Source organism: Myxococcales bacterium (genome assembly GCA_016720545.1).
Classification (GTDB): domain Bacteria; phylum Myxococcota_A; class Polyangia; order Polyangiales; family Polyangiaceae; genus JAAFHV01.
Genome location: JADKKK010000006.1, coordinates 323,000 through 342,314, shown reverse-complemented (window position 1 = coordinate 342,314; position 19,315 = coordinate 323,000). Strand labels below are relative to the sequence as shown.

The following is a 19,315-nucleotide window of genomic DNA, read 5'->3' as shown; positions in this document are numbered from 1 at the left end:
CGCGCGAGCAGTGCTGAGGGTGGGGCGCTCGCGCCCTGGGCCGCCGCGCTCCGCCTACGGCGCGACGTCCAGGTCACGCATGGCCCGCACCACCATCCCATCCACGCTCGCCTCGAAGCTCACGTCGTAGCTGCCCGGCTCCGGCGCGACGACGACCGCGCGCACGTTCGAGGGGTCCGTGCTCGTCAGGGTGACCGGCGCACCGCCGGTGGTCTTGCCATTGGGGAGGAGGGTGACCCGGATACCCGAGATCTTCGCCTTCGCGCCGGCCGCGCCGGGGACCACGCGGCAGGTCATCTCGACCCGGGCGCCCGGCTTCACCACCGGGGGCGACTCGAACACGAGGCGCGGCGCGCCCACGTTCACCGTCGCGCCGCTCGCGATCCCGCGCAGGTCGTCGTCGAGCTGCGCCCGGAGAAAACGCGCCGAGTTGTCGGTGGAGTCGAGCGAGTGCGCGCCGCGCGCGAGATCGCGCGCGCCCACGAGATCGCCCGAGCTCCGCGCCGCCATCGCCATGGTGATCATCTCGTGCTCCGCGTCGGAGCGGAGCCGCTTGAGCTCGGCGTCGTTCGGCCAACGTTGGAGCCCAACACGCACGAGATCACTCACATTTTCACCTGGTGGCGCCGTGTAGTGGCCATCCGTGAGGGCCTCGCGCGTGCGCTCGATGTGCTTGGTGCGTTCGGCCTGCGCCGGGTCTTCGCGCGAGTAGCGCGCGCGGACGAGGAGCCCGGCGCCGCCCGCGCCCACGACGAACGCGAACAGCGCCACGGCCACGCCCCACGCCCAGGTCCGTCGCGCGCGCGGCGGCGGGCTCGAGGCGCCGCGGGTGCGCGGCTCGGCGAGGACCGGGGCGGGCGCCACCCCCTCGGCGGGGCGCACGATCGGGCCGACCACATCGTCGAGGGTGTCGGCCACCTTCGCCACGCTCGGACGACCGCGAACCGAGCCGAAGCCTGGGAGCTCGAGCCCTGCCGCCTCGGCCGCCTCGCGCAGCGCCCTGTCGAGCGCCTCGCCGTCCTGCGGGCGCGCGCCGGGATCCTTCGCGAGGCACGCCATCACGACATGCTCGAGGGCCGGAGGGAGCCCCTCCGCGCCCGGCCAGCTCCGGAGCGGCGGCGGCGGGTCGTGCACGTGCTTGAAGAGCAGACCCACGGGCTGGTCGGCGTTGAACGGCGTGTGTCCCGACAGCATCTGGTAGAGCATCACGGCCAGCGAGTAGACGTCGCTCGCGGGGGTCGCCGTCTCGCCTTGGGCGCACTCGGGCGAGATGTAGCGTGCGGTGCCGAAGATGGCGCCCGCGGCGGTCTCCATCGAGCCGTCGGGGAGGGTCGAGCGCGCGATCCCGAAGTCGAGGACCTTCACCCAGTTCAAGTCCGCGCGGTGCGCGTGCGTGCGCGCGTCACGCGCCGCCCCGTCGCGCCGTGTGCGCGAGACCAACATGACGTTCTCGGGCTTCAGGTCGCGGTGGATGATCCCGCGCTGGTGGCCCTCGCCGATGGCGTCGCAGATCTGCCGCGCGACGGAGATCGCGCGCTCGGGCGGGAGCTTGCCACCCGAAGCCTCGAGGACCGTCGCGAGAGACGCGCCGTCGAGGAACTCCATGACGATGTAGGAGGCGCCGTCCGGCAGCTCACCCGTGGTGTACACCTCGACCACGTGAGGGTGCTTCAGCTTGCCGGCGATCTTCGCCTCGCGACAGAAGCGCTGCACGAGCTGCGAGCGACCGAGCAGCTCGCCGTGGAGGACCTTCACCGCGACGTCGCGATCCGTTCCGCGCTGAAAGCCACGGTAGACCCGGCCCATCGCGCCCGAGCCGATGATCTCGCGAAGCTCGATGTCGTTGCCGACGACCGCTCCCACGTAGCCCTTGTCGGCGACCGCCGTCTTGGTGAGGGGCGTCCCGTCGAGCACGCAGAACGCGGCGTCGCTATCGTACGTGGCCCCGCAGCGCGGGCAGGCCAGGGCGCCCGAGGGAGTCGGCTGCACGGACCTACGATAGCGCGCTTCGGCGCCTCAGCGCGACGCCGCGCCTCCACCTTCGGGCGAGGGCTCCTCCTCACGGAGACGAATCGGGCCGAATTTGGCCGGATCGAAGGGCACGGGGCGCTTCTCGTCGTAGAACGCCCGCACCTTGTCCATGTCGGCGCGCATGTCGCCCGTCAGCGCGATCGCCGGCCCGAGGCCCGCTCGGCGACGCGCGAAGTCGAGGTAGCCGGGCACCACCGGCACGCCCGCGCCCCGCGCGATGTGGTAAAATCCAGAGCGCCAGCGGTCGGCATAGGCGCGCGTGCCCTCCGGCGGCACCGCGAGCACGAGCTCGTCGTTCCTTCGAAACTGTTCGACCATTTGGTCGACCACGTGAGTGGCGTGCGAGCGGTCGATCGCCACGGCGCCGAGGCGCTTCAGGACGGGCCCCACGGGGCCCTTCACCCACGAGTCCTTCACCATCCACTCGATGCGCACGCCGATGCTCCGCGTGAGCGAGAGCAGCAGCACGCCGTCCCAGTTGCTCGTGTGGGGCACGGCGAGCATCACGTATTTCTTCTCGGAGGGCACCGGGCCCTCGAACTTCCAGCCAGCGAGGCCGAGCGCGCGCGCGCTGAGCCAGCTCGGGGTGACGCGGGTCGGCACGCCTCCAGTCTACAGGGCCGCCCGTGCGCCCGCACGCATTCCTGCGAAGGGGCGCTCAGCCCCCGGGGGCTTCGTCAGCGACGCCGGGGCGCCGAGCAGCCGCGCGGAGCGACGCGAGGTGCTCGCCGAAGAGCCGGCACGCATCCGCCGTCGTGAGGATGCCGACCAGCGCTCCGTCGCTGGCGCTCACCACGAGGGTGGCGTCGAGCCGGCTCCGCCACATGTCGAGCAGCACGTCGTCGAGGTGAGCCTCGGGGGTCGTCCTGTGCAGCCGCTCGCCGCCGCAAAAGTAGGTGGCGAGCGAGGCCTGCGTCTTCTGCCCGCACTCGCGATACACGACCTCGGCCACGCGCAGGTCCGCGTCGGCGACGAGCGCGATCGGCCTTCCGCCCTCCACGACGGGCAGGTGGCGGATGCCGAAGCGCAACATCACGCTTCGCGCCTTCTCGATCGTCGTGCTCGGCTCGATCGAGAGCGGCACCGCCGTCATCGCGTCCTCCACTCGCCACCCGGCGCGCGGCGCGGCGACGCTCTCGAGCGCGCGCGAGGCGAGCTCGAGCAGATCGGTGCCCGTGAGGATGCCGACCAACACGCCGTCGTCGACCACCGGCAGACAGCCTATTTGGTGGTCGCGCATGAGTCGCGCCGCCGCGCTCGCGGGCGCCAACGACGAGATGGTCCATACGTCGCGCCGCATGAGCCGAGACACCGGCACCGAGAGCTGGAGGCTCGAGCGCTCCTCGTCGGAGAGCGGCGACAGGGTGCTGATGCACGCCGCGAGGAGATCGCGGTGGGTGACGAGGCCCTGCAGATGGCCCGCGTCATCGACGATGGGGACGTGGCGGATGTGCTTGAGGCTCATCATCGCCTCGGCCAGCGGCACGCTCTGCGTGGCGCTCAGCGTGAACACGTTCCGCGTCATGAGGTCGCGCACCCGCAACGCAGAGGAGGGCGCGGGCGGCGCGGGCGGCGCGGGCGGCGCGGAGGGCGCAGCGGGCGCGGCCGACGGGCGGAGGGGCGCGGGGGGAGGCGGGAGGCTCATGGCCCGGTAGCGTACCCCGAACCTGAAAGTATGCCCCGAACGGGCGCACGAAGGTCGATGGCGAGCCCGAACCGAAGGCGAGGTCTCGCCATGAACCGCGCGCCCGCGCGTGGTCAGCCGCGCTTCCGAAGGAGGAACAAGCGCTCCCGCACCTCGGCGCCGGCGGCCGCAAATTTTGGGCCCACGGCGGCGGGGCGTTCTTCGAGGAGCTCGACCTCGAACGCCGCGTCGCACAGCGCGCGTACGTCTTCGGGCGACACCGCCCACGGCGGGCCGGAGAGCTTCTTCTGGTCGTAGTCGAAGGTCACGAGCAAGACCCGGCCCCCGGGGCGCAGCACGTCCGCGAGCCGCGCGACGTACGCCTCGCGGGTGGACGGGGCGACGGCGACGAGCGCTGCGCGATCGAACACGGCATCGACCTCTCCGCCGAGGTGCGCGGGGGTGAGCGCGAAGGCGTCGCCCTCGAGCACCGTGAGGCCCGCGCCCGAGTGCCTGCGGAAAGGCGGGAGCTCTTCCACACGGGGCGCCTCCGGGCCGAGCTCGGCGAAGAGCTGCGCGATCGCGGAGGGCACGATCTCCACGCCGGTGACGTCGAAACCCTGGTCGCGCAAATATTTGAGATCGTTTGATTTCCCACACAAAGGCACGTAGACGTGCCCCGCGCCGAGGGCGCCCACGTGCCGTCGCAGCAGCTCGTTCGGGGCGCCTTCGTGAAAGCCTGTCTGCCCAAGGTTCCAGCGCTCTTCCCAGAAGGTTCGGTCCACGTCGGGTACACTACCAGGCGCCCGAGGCTCAGCCGAGCGCGGCGCACGGACCAGCCGCGTCCCCGCCGTCGCGCGAGACTTCTCGCGCCCGGCCGCCGATACGCCTATAGCGTCGCCATGGCGACCGAAGCCGCCGAGCAGCTCGTGCCCCCGTCCGCGCTCGTGCGCCCCGCTCCTCGCCGCCGAGGCCGCGCGCGCGCCGAGGCCGACGCCGGACCGCGCGACTGGCGTGCGCAGGTGCGTGGAGCGATCACCCGCGTCGACGAGCTCGCGCGGCGGCTGCCGCTCTCCCCGAGCGAGCTCGAGGGCGCGACCCGCGCCGCGCGGCAGGGCCTGCCCATGTCGATCACTCCCTATTACCTCTCGCTCGCCGATCCGCACGATCCGCGGTGCCCGATTCGTCTCCAGTGTGTGCCCCGGGCCGAGGAAGACCTCACGGTCGAGGGCGACCTCACCGATCCGCTGGGCGAGGTCGCGCACGAGGTCGCGCCGCACCTCGTGCGCCGCTATCCCGACCGCGCGCTCCTGCTCGCGACCGATCGCTGCGCCGTGTACTGCCGCTTCTGCACGCGCTCGCGCATCGTGGGCGACGGCGGGGGCGCGGTCTCGCTCGAGGCCCTCGCGCCGGCGTTCGCGTGGCTCCGCGCCCACCCCGAGGTGCGCGACGTGATCGTGAGCGGCGGGGATCCGCTCGCGATGGCCACCGCCCGCCTCGTGAGGCTCGTGGAGGCCATTCGCGAGGTGCCGAGCGTGGACACCATCCGCCTCGCGACGCGCGTGCCCGTCACGTTGCCCATGCGCATCACCCGGGAGCTCGTGCAGGCGCTCCGCAAGCACCACCCGCTGTGGGTGATGACGCATTTCAACCACCCGCGAGAGCTCACGAAGGCCTCTATCGCCGCCTGCGAGCGCCTCGCGAACGCGGGGTTCCCGGTGATGAACCAGACCGTGCTCCTGCGCGGCGTGAACGACGACGCAGGCACGCTCGAGGCGCTCTTCCGGGGGCTCGTCCGGGCGCGCGTGCGCCCCTATTACCTCCTCCAAATGGACCCGGTGCGGGGCACGTCGCACCTCCGCACGCCGCTCGCGCGCGGCGTCGAGCTCATGGAAACGCTGCAGGGGCGCCTCACCGGCATCGCGCTCCCGAAGCTCATTTGCGACACCCCGGGCGGCCTCGGCAAGGTCCCGCTCACGCCGAACTACGTGGTGAGCCGAGCGCTGGGCCCGCCGGGGCGCACGACCCTACGGACGTTCAGGGGCGACCTCGTCGACTACGTCGACCCTTGATGTTTCTTGCGGGTCGGCGGGGCCGCGTCTGGCACACTGTCCCCTGATGGGCGCGCCGAGCAGCAAGAACCGCGGGGGACCGGCGACGCCCGTCATCGCCCCCTACCGCAGCGCGGTGCAGCCCGCCGTGGGCTACGCCGAGACCATGCTGCAGGACACCGGCTTCGAGCGCGCGGTCACCCTCGAGCTCCGCCGGGACGATCCGCTGCTCGACGGTCTCCGCCCGAACCGCCCGGAGGACGCTCGATACGCGGTGCACGATCTCCTCGGCGAGGGGGGCATGGGCGAGGTGCGCTCCTGCACCGACCTGCACATCGGCCGCGAAGTCGCCATGAAGGCGATGCGGCCCATGCAGCTCTCGCGCCCCGATCTCCGCGCGCGCTTCCTCCGCGAGGCGCGCATCCAGGGGCAGCTCGAGCACCCCGCGATCGTCCCGGTCTACGACCTCGCGTTCGCGGAGGAGGGCGCCCTTTACTTCACCATGCGCCGGGTGCGGGGGCTGACGCTCGAGCTGCTCGTCGAGCGCCTACGCGAGGGCGATCCGCGTACGGTCGCCGAATACCCGCTGCGCAAGCTCCTCTCCGCGTTCTCGCGCGTGTGCCTCGCGATCCACTTCGCGCACACGAAGGGTGTCGTCCACCGCGATCTGAAGCCCGCGAACGTGATGCTGGGCGACTTCGGCGAGGTCTACGTGCTCGACTGGGGCGTGGCGAAGCTCCTCGCGAACGAGGCCCCTCCCATCAGCCAGCAGACCGCCGACCTCGCGATCTCGAAGCTTGATTTCACCGACGTCGCCTCGGCCAAGACGGCCTCGGGGGCTATCATCGGGACACCCGGGTACATGGCGCCGGAGCAGATCCTGGGCCAGTCGGGCGAGGTGAACGGGCAGACCGACGTGTTCGCGCTGGGCGCCATCCTGTTCGAGCTGCTCACCTTCGAGTCACTCTTCGGCAACGGCGAGACGCCCGAGATCCTCGCGCGCACGCTGCGGGGCGAGGACCGGAGCGCGAGCGCGCGCCGCCCCGACAGCGCGATCCCCGACGCGATCGACGCCGTGTGTATGCGGGCGACGAGCCCCTACCCCGAGAAGCGCTACGCGTCGGCGCGCGAGTTCTCCGAGGCGATCGAAGACTTCCTCAGCGGCGATCTCGACCTCGAGCGGCGGCAGGCCCTCGCGCGGACCCACGCCATCTCCGCGCGGGAGCTCGCCGGGCGCGCGCTCGCTCCCGAGGGTACGCCGGAGGATCGCCAGGGCGCGCTCCGTGAGGTGGGCCGCTCCCTCGCGCTCGATCCGGACGACCCGGAGGCGCTGGCGCTGCTCGTGCGCTTGGTCACCGCCCCTCCGTCGGCTCTCCCCGCGGAGGTCGTCGACGAGGTCCACACGCTCGAGGCGCGCCGCGCGGACCGCGCCTCCCGCCGCGGCTCGCTGCTGTTCGCCCTGGGGGCGCTGCTGTTCGTGTTCCCGACCGCGTTGCTCATGGGGGTGCGCAACCCCACGTCGGTCGCGCTCAACGTGGTGCTGTGGGGGCTCGCTCCGGCGGCGCTGTTCGTGAGTCGACGCCTGCCCGTTTGGGTCGCGCCGACCATCACCTACGCCGCGGTCGCGTCTTCTTCGCTCATTTTCGGGCCGTTCATCTCGGTGCCCGCGATCGCCGCCGTCGTGACCGTCGCGTTCGTGCTGAGCGGGCGGCGCTCGCACCGGTTCCTCGCGAGCGGGCTCGCGCTGCTCAGCCTCGTGTTGCCGCTCGCCCTAGAGCTGCTGGGGGTGCTGCCGCGCACGTTCGTGCTCGAGAAGGACCGGTTCGTCATCCTCCTCAATGCTGTGGAGACACCGTCACTTACGACCATACTGCTCCTCTCCGCGTCGCACGTCGCGACGGTGCTCTTCGTCGCGAACTACGTCGCGGAGAGCAAGGACGCGCTCGACCGAGCGGAGATTCAGAACAGGCTCCAGGCGTGGCAGCTGCGCCAGCTCGTCCCCGCGGAAGCGCAGGGCGCCCTGAAGAGCCACGGGCGCACGCCGCCCAGCGAGCGCGCCCGCGCCGCCCCGCGCGCGCCCATCTGCCGCCCCAAGCACCTGCCGTGAGCCCTCCCGCGGCCCCGCGCGAGCTCGCCGGTCGGGTGAGGCCGGAGACGACGCGGCTCGGCTTTAACCTTCCCATGCGCGGGGGGCGTCGGTAGGGTGAAGGCGTGAAGCCTGCCTCTTTCGAGCCCCGCCTGGAACGGTCCGAGAACGTCGTCGGGTGCGCGCGCACGCGCCGCCTCGGGCGCTTCGGCTGGCTCGCAAGGGTGGCCGTCGCGGCCGTCGCGCTCGGCGCGCTCGCCCCCGGTCAGGCGCTCGCGCAGGGCGTGACGAAAGAATCGATGGCCGCCCTCGCAGCCGGCGACAAGGCCACCCGCGCGAAGGACTGGCCCGCCGCCATCACCGCGTACTCCGCGGCGAAGGCGGCCGATCCCTCGCTCGCGGCCCTCGACGGGCTCGCCAACGCCCTCTACTCGAAGGGCGACGCACCGGCCGCGTACGACGCGTACGAGCAGCTCATCCGCGCCCACGTCTCGAAGCTCAAGAAGGACCACCGGACCAAGGTGGAAGCGCGCCTCAAGGAGCTTGGCGAGAAGACCGGCACGCTGACCGTGGAGTCCGAGGCTGGCGCCGAGGTCGTGGTCGACGGCGCCTCGCGCGGCGCCCTGCCGCTCGCGCGCTCGCCGCGCTTCGGCGTCGGCGAGCACAAGGTCGAGGTGCGCAAGGCGGGGTTCACGCCCTTCACGAGCACCGTGCAGATCGCCGCGAACGCGGGCGCGACCGTGGTCGCCAAGCTCGTGGCCATCTCCGAGAAGGGCACGCTCCGCGTCCACGAGGCCGAGGGCAGAACGGTCCACGTCTTCGTCGACGGCATCGACATGGGCCCGGCCCCGTGGGAGGGCGACGTCGCGGCGGGCCCCCACGAGGTCGCCGCCAAAGGCGACCGGCTGAAGTCGCCGACCGAGAAGGTGCAGATCGAGAAGGGCTCGCGCCGCGACGTGGAGGTCCGCGCGGCGTCCACCGCGGCGCGCTTCAAGGTCACGGTCGACGGCAGCCCCACGGCGAAGATCACGATCGACGGCGTCGAGGTGGGTGAGGGCATGTACACGGGCGAGCTGCCCGCCGGCACCCACAAGCTCGTGATCACCCGCGAGGGGTACCAGCGGTTCGAAGAGGAGGTGGTGCTCGCCGAGAAGGAGACCTCGTCGCGCACCGTCGTGCTCACGCTCTCGTCGGTGGTGAAGACCGGAGGTGACGACAAGGGTCCCCGCAAGCTCGAGGGCTTCTACGGCGGCTTCGGCGTCATGGGCGTCATGTTGCCGGCCGGCAACGGCAGCGACGTGCAGCAGAGCTGCAAGAACAAGTCACAGGGCATCACCGGATGCACGGGCGGGGGCGCAGGGATAGGGGGTGGGCTCTTCTTCTTCGCCGGGCACCATTGGGATCCGGTCGGGCTCGAGCTGCTCCTCGGCGGCTCGTACGATCAGCAGCGCGCCACGGTCACCTACGGTCCGTCAAACCTCGGCGTCGGCGGCGGCTTTGGCCCCGATCCTGCGCGCACGGAGGACTTCTTCATCGGGCGCGCCGGCGGGTTCCTGCTTGGGCGCACGCGGCTCTCCTTCCAGACCCAGAAGCTTCGCGGCAGCTTCGCCGTCGGCGTCGGCGCCTCCTACCGCGTGTCGTTCCTCGCGCGCGACACCACCGGCCCCGATCCGCTCCGCGACGCCTACGCGACCGACGGCGCGGGCTCGCTCTCCCCCGTGCTCAACCTCGACGGTTCGGTCGCGCTCCGGCTGACCGAGCGCCTGTCGATCCCCCTCGGCCTGATGATGCTCGCCGAGAGCCCGAGCGCGAAGCTCTTCGGCGACCAGGTGCCCCGCTCGCCCCCCGATCTGAACCGACAGCTGGCCCCGGGCGTTGGCCTCACGACGCCGAGCTACGCGCTGGCCTCGGGCCCGCAGGTGTACTTGGGCGTCTACCTCGGGCTCACGTTCGGCCCGTGAGCCCCCATCGTGCGCGAGGCGCGCGGACCGCGCGAGCCCGCGGCGTGAGCTCGTCGTGAGCGACGCGCCCGCAGGGCCGCTCGCCACCGTAGACTCGAAGGGACGCGCTGCCTCTGGGGCCACGACGAGCTTCATCCTGCTTACGCTCTTCCTCGACGCTCTCGGCATAGGTCTGATCATTCCCGTCGGCCCTCGCTTGGTCGCGGAGCTCTCGGGCGGCGGCCTGGCCAGCGCATCGCACAGGTTCGGCGTGCTCATGGCGCTCTACTCCGCGATGCAGCTCGGGTTCTCGCCGGTGCTCGGCGGCCTGAGCGATCGCTTCGGCCGACGCACCGTGCTCCTGCCCTCGCTGCTCGGCGCGGCCGCGAGCTACCTGCTCAGCGCCTTCGCACCCTCGCTCTCCTGGCTCTATGTGGGGCGCGTGATCGCAGGCATCACCGGCGCGAGCTTCTCGGCCGCCACCGCCTCGATCGCCGACACGACACCGCCCGACCGACGCGCGCAGAGCTTCGGCATGGCGGGCGCCGCGTTCGGCCTGGGCTTCGTCGTGGGACCCGTCATCGGTGGCGCGCTCGGCGGCGTGAGCCTGCGCCTGCCCTACGCGGTCGCCGCCGCGCTGAACCTCGGCAACTTCCTGTTTGGGCTCGCCGTGCTCCCCGAGACGCTGCGCCCCGCCTCGCGGCGCCCTTTCTCGCTCCGGCGCTCGAACCCGCTCGGCTCGATGGCCGCCCTCGTGCGCACCCCCGCGCTCCGCGGCCTGGCCGGCACGGTCGCGTGCGGCTTCATGGCCCAGTCGATCCTGCAGTCGGTGTGGGCGCTCTCCGGCGGGGCGCGGTACGGATGGTCCACCAAGCAGGTCGGGCTGTCGCTCGGGCTCGTGGGCCTCTCCATGGCCGTAGTGCAGGGCGGCCTGGTGAGGGTGCTCATGCGCCGCTTCACCGAGCGGCAGCTCGTGACCGCGGGGCTCTCGATCGGCGCGCTGGGCTTCGTCGCGCTAGGTCTCGCCGATCGCGGGTGGCTCGCGTACGCGCTGATTGGGCTCTTTGCGCTGGGCGGGATCGCCGGCCCCTCGATGCAGGCGCTCCTCACCCGCGCCGTGGGCGAGGACGAGCAGGGCGAGCTCCAGGGGTCGCTCGCGAGCGTCCAGAGCCTCATGTCGATCTTGGGTCCCCTCGTGGGCACCGGGCTCATCGCGCGCTTCGGTCCGCACGACGCGTCGCCGCACGTGCCAGGCGCGCCCTTCTTCGCCGCCGCGGCGCTGAACGTGCTCGGGTTGGCCCTCGCGCTCCGAATGTTCGCGGCGTCGCCCGAGCGTCGTGCGATCAAGCCCGCCACGCCCTGACGCTCGACGGCCGCGGTCCCGCCGACTGTCGAAGCAGGCAAGCGTTCTCGGCCCCGCCGGCGGCTGTTCGCCCCGGCCAATGGCGCTAGAGTGAACGGTCAGTGAGTCTCTACCGGGCGCCCACGACGTCATGCCCACGCTGCGCGATGCCCGCCACGCACGGCGCCGCCGAGTGCGAGGCGTGCGGCGCCGTGTGGGGGCAGGAGCACCAGTGTCCACACTGCGCGTCGGTCTCCCCCGCCACCGCGGGGGGCGAGTTCCGCTGGACGTGCCGAGACTGCGGCGGCATCCGCCTCCCGCCCCGGGTCGCGCGGATGTTCGGGAGCGATCCCGACGGCTCACTCTCCCACGTTCACCGGAGCTACGCGGAGTGGACCCGCCGGGCCAGGACGCGACGGCGAGCGCTCCTCGCCACGGCCGTCGTGGCGCCCCTCGCGATCGGCGCGTTCTGCGCCCGCGTCCTGGCGGGGGCCGACACGTTCAAGGCGTCGCACGTCGTGCTCGCCTTCTTCTTCTCTGCGCTCACGCTCGTCGTCGCTGGGGCCGCGTGGCTCTGGCTACGTACGCTCAGCGATCGTGCCGACGCGGCCGCCCTCGACGAGCGGGGTGAGCTCCGGCGCACGTACCGGCGCGCGGTCTCGATGCTCGCGCGCGAAGAGGAGCTGACCGACGATGAGCTCGCGGAGCTCGTCCAGTCGACCCGGGACATCCGGCGCGTACGGCTCGCCACGGGCGGCCTGACCGCGCGGCACGCCAGGTCCGCGCCGGCGACACCCCACGGCGACCTCCAGCCCGAAGAGACCGACGAGGGCGTCGCCTCGGAGAGCGCGCCATCCTCCCGAGCGCGCGAGCGCTGACGCGCGCGGACCGTTCGAGCTCTTGGACTCCTCAATAGCGGTATTGCCATACGGTATCGACCGTCGCCTTTCCCTTGTCGCCCACGGTCGTGGACAATGACCAGTTCGGCGCGACGTGAAGAATGACGGTGCCAAGGCTCTTGTCGGGCGCGCTCGGGGGCGGAGTGCCGAGCACGTACGCAAACCGGATCGAGACGTCTCGCGAGACCTGGACCTCCAGCTCGGGGCGCGGGTTGTTCGCGTTGGTCGAGTCGATGCGGGTCTGGGTCTGCACGCCGATCACGTCGTCGAGCGCGGCGTCGAAGCCCTGAGTGAGCGCTCCGCCACCGACGGTGGTAGCGAGCTGCGTCCCTCTCCCCGGGGACTTGCCGGCCCCGCTCGAGACGTCCGAGGGGCCGTCGACCGAGCCGAACGCGAGGAGGGTCAAGATCTCGCTCTGCGTTCGCGCCGGCTCGGAGCGCAGCGTGAGCTTCCCGGTCTTCACGGGACCTACGAAGTCGGCGAACACGCGGCTCTTGTCCGCCGCGGTCCACGACGCCGTCGCGATCACGACGGGGTTCGTCGCGTCCTGACCGAAGGTGATCGTCCCGCTCTCCACCAGGAACTTTCGCCCGCTCAGGTCGATCTTCCCGCCCGTGAGGGAGATTTGCCCCGACACATCCGTCCGCCCCCTCACGACGCCAATCTTGGGGGCTCCGGTGAGCTGCACGGAGATCGCGGTCCCGCGGCGAAGGACCACGTCACTGCCGAGATTCACGGCCACGTGGACCACCGAGTCGTCTCCCGCCGGGACGTCCGGCTCGACCTTCGACTTGGCGAGCGCGATCGGCACGAGCGCACGGTCACGCGCCACCCCCACCCGCACGTCGGTCCGGGCCTTGAGGTCCTGCACCTGCTTGCCCGCCGACTCGAGCAGCTTCAGGTGAAAGCTCGGGATGTCGACGGCCACGTCCAGGGTCTTGGTCGCTCGCAGGTTCCGTACGCCCACTCGGATATCGCCGTACGCGTCGCCGAGCGTTCGGCCCTCCAGCGTCAGGTCGATCGGCGAAGACTCCGGAATGCGCAGCGCGACGTTCGCCCCAACGAACCCACGAGCGTCGAGGCGCGCGACCGCCGACCCTCCGATCTTGCCCACTCCGTCGCTCGCGTGAATGTCGTCGACGCGAACCACGCCGCCCGGCGAAAAGGTCACTCGCGCGCCAACGTCTCGGTACTCCTGGCCCATCGCGGCGACGACGAAGGAGAAGTCCCGGGCGATCACCGTGCCTTCGGCGACGACGTCTTCGCCGCCTCCGCCTGCTCGAACGTGCGCGTCGGCGTCGACGCGCCCGTCTAGGTCCGCGAGGCTGTGAGCGGTGAACGGCGCGAGCGCCGCTGCACGAAACCCCCTCGCGCTGAGGCGCGCGTCGAGCGGGTGCTTGGCGTCGAGCTTCGGGGCGAGGGCGGCCCCCCACGCGAGCCCGGCGCCCGCGACGACCTCGGCGAAGCCGTCGGGTTGGTCGACCCGGAGCGAGGCCTTCGCTGTCCCGTTCGCGGCGCTCGCGCGGAGCTCGAGGTGCGGAATCGGCGCCCGCGACACGGTGAGCGACGTCCCGTCGAGCGCGACGTCGAGCTTCGCGTCCCGGTGCAGGTCGCGTAGGGTGACCGTGCCGCCCAACGTGCCTCGGAGCCGCGCGTCGCCCCGAGTGGGGAGCGTCGCGAGCGGGAAGCGCTCGAACGCCGTCGCGACGTCGGCCTTCCAGGGCAACGCGGCGACGGGCCTTCCCTCGGCGAGGTGCGCGACGTCCACCTCCGCGCGCGCCTTGACGTGCGCGCTCCCGGGCGGGGCCGCGCCCTCCTTGGCGGCGAGCCGCGCGTCCAGCTCGGCGATCGCCCCGTCGTACCGGAGCGTCGCGTCCAGGGTGGAGGGGAGCCCGGTGCCGAACGCCCGGAGCTCCCGCCCCGCCAACACGAGCCTGCCGCGCGGAGCCCGCGGCGTGCCCTCGACCGAGACGTCGAGCGAGACCGCCCCGGTCGTGCCACCAAGGTCCACGAGCCCCGGCCACGCCGACAACTTGCGTTCCGGCACGACGACATGGAACCCGAACGCTCGATCCAACATCGCGGCCCGAAGATCGCTCGTCTCCCCACCGGCGAGGAGCAGCTCGAGGGGGAGCTGGCCCCGGCCGTCCAGCCAGACGACGGGGCCCCGCGCGTCGGTGAGTCGGCCGGAGATCGCGGCGAATCCCGTGACCCCATCGACGATGGCCTCCGCCCCGAAGTCGACGCGCAGCGCAGCCCTCGACGCGGTCGCAGCCACGGCGCCACCGACCGCGGGCTTCGGCCCGAGCGCGAGTCCGCGCGTCGACACCGCGGCGCTGACCGAGGGGAGTCGCCCCTCGGCCGCGTGAACGAACCGCGCCTGCACACGCCCTCGGCCACCCATCAAGCGGACCGGGAGATCCTCCGTGGCCGAAGGGAGGGCCTCGTGGAGCCGCGCGAGATCGAGGTCGGCGAACAGAGCGCCGTCGGCGCTGGCCCGCAGCCAGGCCGCCTTCGAGAGCGCCGGGCCGTCGAGGGTCAGCTCCTGAACGACGCTGCGTACCGTGACCACCTCGCCGAGCTGGGCGTCGATCGCCACGCGACCGCGGCGCGCGTGGAGCGAAGACTCGAGGGCGACGTGGGCATGAGGCACACCGGGCGCGCTCCCGTCGCGGAGGGTCACGCGCACGTCGCCCTCCGCCTCTCCCCCGTCGAGCGTGACGTCTGCGTCGAGCGAGAGCCGCCCGGCGAGTCGGGGCTCGCCGACGAGCCGCGCGAGCCGCGCGAGATCGAGCGCTTCTCCCTCGGTCCGGAGCCGCGCGGCGATCTTGGAGCCCCGTCGCGAGCCCTCGGCGTAGAGCTTTCCCCCGAGCCCCGCGAGCTCGACGCCACCGAGGTCGAAGTCCGCCCCGTCGACGCGCGCGGTGGGGGCCGAGAGGGAGAGCGCTTCGCCGTACCCCCTGCCCGCTATTCGTGTATTTCGCATGTGAATCGAGCGACTCACGGCAACGTCACTCTCGACGTCGAGGCGACTCAGCGCGTGTCGTGCGCCGAACCGAAGCCCCTGCACCCCCAGGGTGACGTGCAGATCGGGCGCCTTGACCGAGCCGCGCGCGTCCACCCCGACGTCCACGCGCGAGGCGCGCACCCCCCGCACGTCGAGCGACCGCGCCGCGAGATCGGCGCGCGCGCGGAGGGCCAGCGTCACGAGGTCCAAGGTGCCGCGGGTCCGCAACGTGCCCACCCCCAGGCCGAGCGCTCCGGCGCGTCGGAGCGCCGCGAGGGAGAGCGCTGTGTCGGTCGTGAACGTCACGGGGCCGGCCGTGGGGCGCGTCGGCAGCTCCGCGTGGAGCGTCGTGCGTGCACCCGGCTCCGCGGCGACCACGTCCGCGGTCGCGATCCCCGAGACGTCCAGCGTTGCGTCGAGCCGCACGGGCGGCAGCCCCTGCCCCGCGACGTGGGACCGCGGCGCGAGATCTGCGAAGAGCTCCGCCGAGGGTGGTCCGACGCTCGGGGCGCGCGCAGTCACCTCACCGCGAACGCCGAGGCGTGACGTCGGCGCGCCGGCGGAGAGCGCCGTGAGGTCGATGTTCTCCGCCATGAATACGGCGTCGCCCACGAAGTCCGGCCCAAGATCCGCGCGCGCGCGGGCGGAGACGAGGGCCGGGCCGAGCTGCGCCCGCGCGGAGGCGATCGCCCTTCCGCCGAGCTGACCCCGCGCTTCGATCCCCACCGAGACCGGCCCGCGGAGAGAGAGCCCCGGCACGAGCGCGGTGAGCTTCGCGGCGTCGGCCGTCGGCACCCCCACGTGCGCCTCGAACGCGGCGCCTCGCAGCGCGCCTCCGATCACGAACGGGACGCCCGCCACCTCGCCCGTGAGGTCCGCGCCGAGGTCCTCGTCGCCTTCGTCCGGGAGCGCCGCGTGCGCCGTCACGCGGATCACGACCGCGGTCTTGGGGAGGACCTCTCGGGCCGCGACCCGGACGTCGTGGACGCGGAGGTCGAGACCTTGGGCGCTGGATCTGAGCGAAGCGTCGAGACCGTGGGCCTCCACGTCGGCGGCGAAGGTCTCCGCCACCTGCCCGTATATCCATGCATGATGCACGCGAACGCTGCGCAGCTCGATGGTGGGCGTCGGACCCGGGTTCGACTTTGGCTTGGGCGTCCGCGGGAGGAACGCGTCGGCGAGCGCGAGGGTCTTCTCGCCGTCTCCGGCGTCCTTCATGGAGACGTCGAGCGCGACGTGATCGATGGCGAGGCGGTCGACCCTGAGCGTGGGCGGGTCGCCGAAGACGGCTCCCTCGACGAGCCCGAGGACGTCGGTGTCCACGTCGACGCCGCTCACCCAGGCGAGGGTCTCGCCGCTCGGAGAGCGGACGCGGGCGTCGAGGCCACGGACACCTCGCAGACCGATAGACCCGAGCCCTCGCGCTTCGAGGGTCCCCTTGAACGTGCCACCGGTGGCCGCGTGAACGGCCCACGTGATCGTGTGAAGTCCTGGGCGGGTCCCGAGGTGGGCGACCGCGCCCACGGCGAGCGTGAACAAGGCGACGAGGAAGAGGCCGAGCGCGTCGAGCGCGCGTCGCAGCGCCCGTCGAGCCATCAGAACGCCTCCCCCACGCCGAGCGCGATCGCCATCGGGACGCCTGCGAGCGTGCTCGGCTCCTTCTCGTCGGGAGTGAGCCCGCCTATCACCTGCGCCCCCGGAATCCGATAACCCACGTCGAGGCGAATGGGGCCGACCGGTGTCTGGTAGCGAGCGCCCAGTCCACACGAGAGGTGGAGGTGCGCGAGGCGAATGCTCCCTCGCTGCGGGGACACGTCACCGGCGTCGCAGAAGGTCGCGGCCGAGAGCGGCCCGACGACGTCGACTCGCACCTCCAGGGACGCCTCCCAGAGGGAAAACCCGCCGGTCGGGACGCGACAATCGGGCTGGCAGTCCGAGTCCTGGCGGAGCCTCGCCGAGTCCGGAGTCAAGAAGCCGACGTTGCCATACGGGCTGATGCCGCGAGCGGCATACCCTCGATTCGAGCTCGGCCCGCCGCCGAAGAGTCCCCGAAAATAGACGAGCTGGTAGTCGAGCGTGCGCGACTTCTCGTCGAGGGCGTCGGGGTCTCCGAACACCGCGCTGCCATAGTTGAAGGGGACGAGGAACCCGAGCCCCGCGCGCGCCGCGAGCACGACACGCTTGGACACGGGGACGTAGCCGCGAACCTCGGGCTGGATCTTCACGTCGCTCGCGTCGCCGCCCACCCCCGCGACCTGGAACGACGCCGCCGCGTAGACGCCCTTGCGCGGCTTCACGCGGCTATCGCGGAGATCGAGCTGAACCTGGAGCTCGGGGTAGGAGATGACGACGGGGCTCAGCGTGGGATCGACCGGTCCGAGATAGGAGAACGGATAGGCGACTTGCAGGTTCTGCGAGAGCGCGCCGTACACGCGCTTGAAGACCCGCTCGATGCCCAGGGTCGCTCGCGCTTCGCCGTAGCCGAGCACGTTCGCGTCCTTCGGCGGGTTCGGGTCGATCAGCACGGGATAGACCTCGACGCTCGGTCGGAAGAACCCTGCGATGCGGCCGCCGAACACGCCAGGTTGTCGGGTATCGAAGCGGAGGCGAGCCTCGGGAAAAATGTCGGTCGGCGCTTCGATGTTGTTCACGCGGAGCGGGTAGAGGACGAGCCCGACCGTGAGGTCGACGTGGAACTTCCGCAGCCCACCGTAGAAGTTGCGGTGCTCCCAGCCTGCCGTCGCGCTGAGGGCGGTCTTCAGGGCGTCGAACTCGACTCCGCCGCCGACGCGCACGGTGCGTAGCCTGGAGGGCTCGAGCTTCACGACGAGGGGGACCCGGCCGTCGGCGCGCGGGCCCTCGTCGAGCGCCGGGAGGATCTCGACGGACGCGAAGACGCCGAGCTCGAGCACGGCCTGCCGAGCCTCTTCGATCGCCTTCGTCGAATACGGCGCGCCGGGCTCGAGCGACAGCGCGTAGCGGACCTGGTCCTCCGGGAGGGTCCCGAGGCCCACGACGCGAACGTCTCCGAGGGCTTGGGGTGTCCCATGCTCGACCGCGTAGTGGACGAACGCCCGGTGGCGCGGGAGGTCGACGTCGGCGCGCGCGGTGACGGTCGCGAAAGCGTACCCCTCGTCGGTCAGGCGCCTCCGCAGCGCCTCCTTCGCCGCGTCGTACGCCGCCTCGTCGAACGGGGCGCCCTCCTCGAGGGCCTCGGCGGCAGCGACCCGCGCGCTCGCGCGGAGGGCGAGCGGGAGGCCGTCCATGCCAGCGAACTGCGCGCTCGCGACACGCACGGGCTCGCCCGGATCGACGAGGATCTCGACCCGAACGTGGTTGTCGGTCGTCTGGTGGACCCGCCCCGCGCGCACGCGGGCCTCGTAGTACCCCCGTGCGCGACAGGCGGCCTGAACGCGCGCGAGATCCTTCTGCAGAGTCTGCGGCTCGAACGTCGTGTACTCGTAGACGACTCCCCGAAATAGCCCGAGAAACTTCGGGCTCGGCGTGGTGGCGAGCTTCTCTTCGATCTCGGCGATGTCGGGGCTCGGCCCGCGCGCGCGTACGTTCTTGACCTCGACGCTGTAGATCGCCGAGCGGCCCTTCGGGATCGAGTGGCACCCCGTCGTCAGGATCCCAGTCAGGATCCCTGAGACCGCGACCAGCGCCCAGAGCACCCCAGAGCCGGCCCGCCAGGACGTCGACGCTCTCGCGCTCCGGTCGGCGAGTCGTGGTCTCGATGAAGGAATGGGCACCTCGGCTCCGCGCCTGGGGTGGAGTAGCATGGCCGCGTGCCCTCGGTCCGCACCATCCTCGGCAGCGCCGGGCTCGGATCGCCGGCGCTCGTCGCGCTCGCCACGCTCGCGCTCGCGCCAGTCGGGTGCGGAGCGCCTGCCGTGCCGCGACCCACGCTCGTGACGCACCAGGTGACCGATCTCGTGCCGATAACGACGCCTCCTCCTCCGGCCAAGACGGAGCTCATCCCCACCCGTCCCCGCGTCGAAGGCGTGGTGTGGCTCGACGGCGAGTGGACGTTCCAGGGGAAGCGCGCGCGTTGGCGCCGGGGTCGCTGGGTCGTGCCGCCTCGAGGTGCGCGGTACGCCCCGTGGACCGAGGTGCGCGGGGCCGACGCCCAGCTCTACTTCGCGCCGGGCAAGTGGCTCGACGCGAGCGGCGGGGAGCTCCCCGAGCCTCCGCCCATCGCGACGGCGCCGGCCTCACGCACGACCGTGTTCAACGATGTCGGCGAAGAGGAAGACGTGGGCCGCGATCTCCGGGAAGGCGACCTGCCGCGTGACGGCGGCGCGCGATGAGCGCGATCTCCGCGAGCCACATGAA

General features: G+C 72.2%; 12 protein-coding genes. 6 read left to right on the top strand and 6 right to left on the bottom strand.

Going from position 1 to position 19,315, the window contains the following annotated elements; genetic code table 11:
- Positions 1-54 precede the first annotated feature (54 nt).
- The 4 genes from IPQ09_15160 to IPQ09_15145 all read right to left on the bottom strand — a co-directional run bounded on the left by IPQ09_15160 (position 55) and on the right by IPQ09_15145 (position 4,440).
- Positions 55-1,989 (bottom strand): serine/threonine protein kinase, encoded by a 1,935-nt coding sequence (locus IPQ09_15160; GenBank protein MBL0195535.1) that lies wholly within the window; start codon positions 1,987-1,989, stop codon positions 55-57.
- Between the two features lie 27 nt (positions 1,990-2,016).
- On the bottom strand, positions 2,017-2,634 hold the full coding sequence (locus tag IPQ09_15155) for a lysophospholipid acyltransferase family protein (protein MBL0195534.1): 618 nt from the start codon (positions 2,632-2,634) through the stop codon (positions 2,017-2,019).
- A gap of 55 nt (positions 2,635-2,689) precedes the next feature.
- Positions 2,690-3,676, bottom strand: a complete 987-nt coding sequence (locus IPQ09_15150; GenBank protein MBL0195533.1) for a CBS domain-containing protein — start codon at positions 3,674-3,676, stop codon at positions 2,690-2,692.
- A gap of 113 nt (positions 3,677-3,789) precedes the next feature.
- Positions 3,790-4,440, bottom strand: coding sequence for a methyltransferase domain-containing protein (locus tag IPQ09_15145; GenBank protein ID MBL0195532.1), 651 nt, complete (start codon positions 4,438-4,440; stop codon positions 3,790-3,792).
- Between the two features lie 117 nt (positions 4,441-4,557).
- On the opposite strand from IPQ09_15145, the gene IPQ09_15140 reads away from it, so the two are divergent.
- The 5 genes from IPQ09_15140 (at position 4,558) to IPQ09_15120 (ending at position 11,952) form a co-directional block, all read left to right on the top strand.
- A complete protein-coding gene (locus IPQ09_15140; protein ID MBL0195531.1) occupies positions 4,558-5,727 on the top strand; it encodes a KamA family radical SAM protein in 1,170 nt (389 codons plus the stop codon).
- Positions 5,728-5,773: 46 nt separating this feature from the next.
- Positions 5,774-7,813, top strand: a complete 2,040-nt coding sequence (locus tag IPQ09_15135) for a serine/threonine protein kinase (protein MBL0195530.1) — start codon at positions 5,774-5,776, stop codon at positions 7,811-7,813.
- 104 nt (positions 7,814-7,917) lie between these two features.
- Positions 7,918-9,753, top strand: a complete 1,836-nt coding sequence (locus tag IPQ09_15130) for a PEGA domain-containing protein (protein MBL0195529.1) — start codon at positions 7,918-7,920, stop codon at positions 9,751-9,753.
- A gap of 55 nt (positions 9,754-9,808) precedes the next feature.
- On the top strand, positions 9,809-11,095 hold the full coding sequence (locus IPQ09_15125) for a TCR/Tet family MFS transporter (GenBank protein MBL0195528.1): 1,287 nt from the start codon (positions 9,809-9,811) through the stop codon (positions 11,093-11,095).
- 146 nt (positions 11,096-11,241) lie between these two features.
- Positions 11,242-11,952: a transposase gene (locus IPQ09_15120; GenBank protein MBL0195527.1), complete on the top strand. Its 711-nt coding sequence runs from the start codon at positions 11,242-11,244 to the stop codon at positions 11,950-11,952.
- 31 nt (positions 11,953-11,983) lie between these two features.
- On the opposite strand, the gene IPQ09_15115 is transcribed toward IPQ09_15120, so the two are convergent.
- Both IPQ09_15115 and IPQ09_15110 read right to left on the bottom strand, forming a co-directional pair.
- Positions 11,984-16,576 (bottom strand): translocation/assembly module TamB domain-containing protein, encoded by a 4,593-nt coding sequence (locus IPQ09_15115; GenBank protein ID MBL0195526.1) that lies wholly within the window; start codon positions 16,574-16,576, stop codon positions 11,984-11,986.
- Positions 16,576-18,654: a BamA/TamA family outer membrane protein gene (locus tag IPQ09_15110; protein ID MBL0195525.1), complete on the bottom strand. Its 2,079-nt coding sequence runs from the start codon at positions 18,652-18,654 to the stop codon at positions 16,576-16,578. Before IPQ09_15110 ends, IPQ09_15115 begins: the two co-directional genes overlap by 1 nt.
- A gap of 114 nt (positions 18,655-18,768) precedes the next feature.
- Between IPQ09_15110 and IPQ09_15105 the strand changes: the two genes are divergently transcribed.
- On the top strand, positions 18,769-19,290 hold the full coding sequence (locus IPQ09_15105; GenBank protein MBL0195524.1) for a hypothetical protein: 522 nt from the start codon (positions 18,769-18,771) through the stop codon (positions 19,288-19,290).
- Positions 19,291-19,315 lie beyond the last annotated feature (25 nt).

What these genes read in the sequence shown, in the direction of transcription:
- IPQ09_15150 (MBL0195533.1), bottom strand. Translation starts at nt 3,676, where the DNA reads ATGAGCCTCCCGCCTCCCCCCGCGCCCCTCCGCCCGTCGGCCGCGCCC.
- IPQ09_15135 (MBL0195530.1), top strand. Translation starts at nt 5,774, where the DNA reads ATGGGCGCGCCGAGCAGCAAGAACCGCGGGGGACCGGCGACGCCCGTC.
- IPQ09_15140 (MBL0195531.1), top strand. Translation starts at nt 4,558, where the DNA reads ATGGCGACCGAAGCCGCCGAGCAGCTCGTGCCCCCGTCCGCGCTCGTG.
- IPQ09_15115 (MBL0195526.1), bottom strand. Translation starts at nt 16,576, where the DNA reads ATGGCTCGACGGGCGCTGCGACGCGCGCTCGACGCGCTCGGCCTCTTC.
- IPQ09_15120 (MBL0195527.1), top strand. Translation starts at nt 11,242, where the DNA reads ATGCCCGCCACGCACGGCGCCGCCGAGTGCGAGGCGTGCGGCGCCGTG.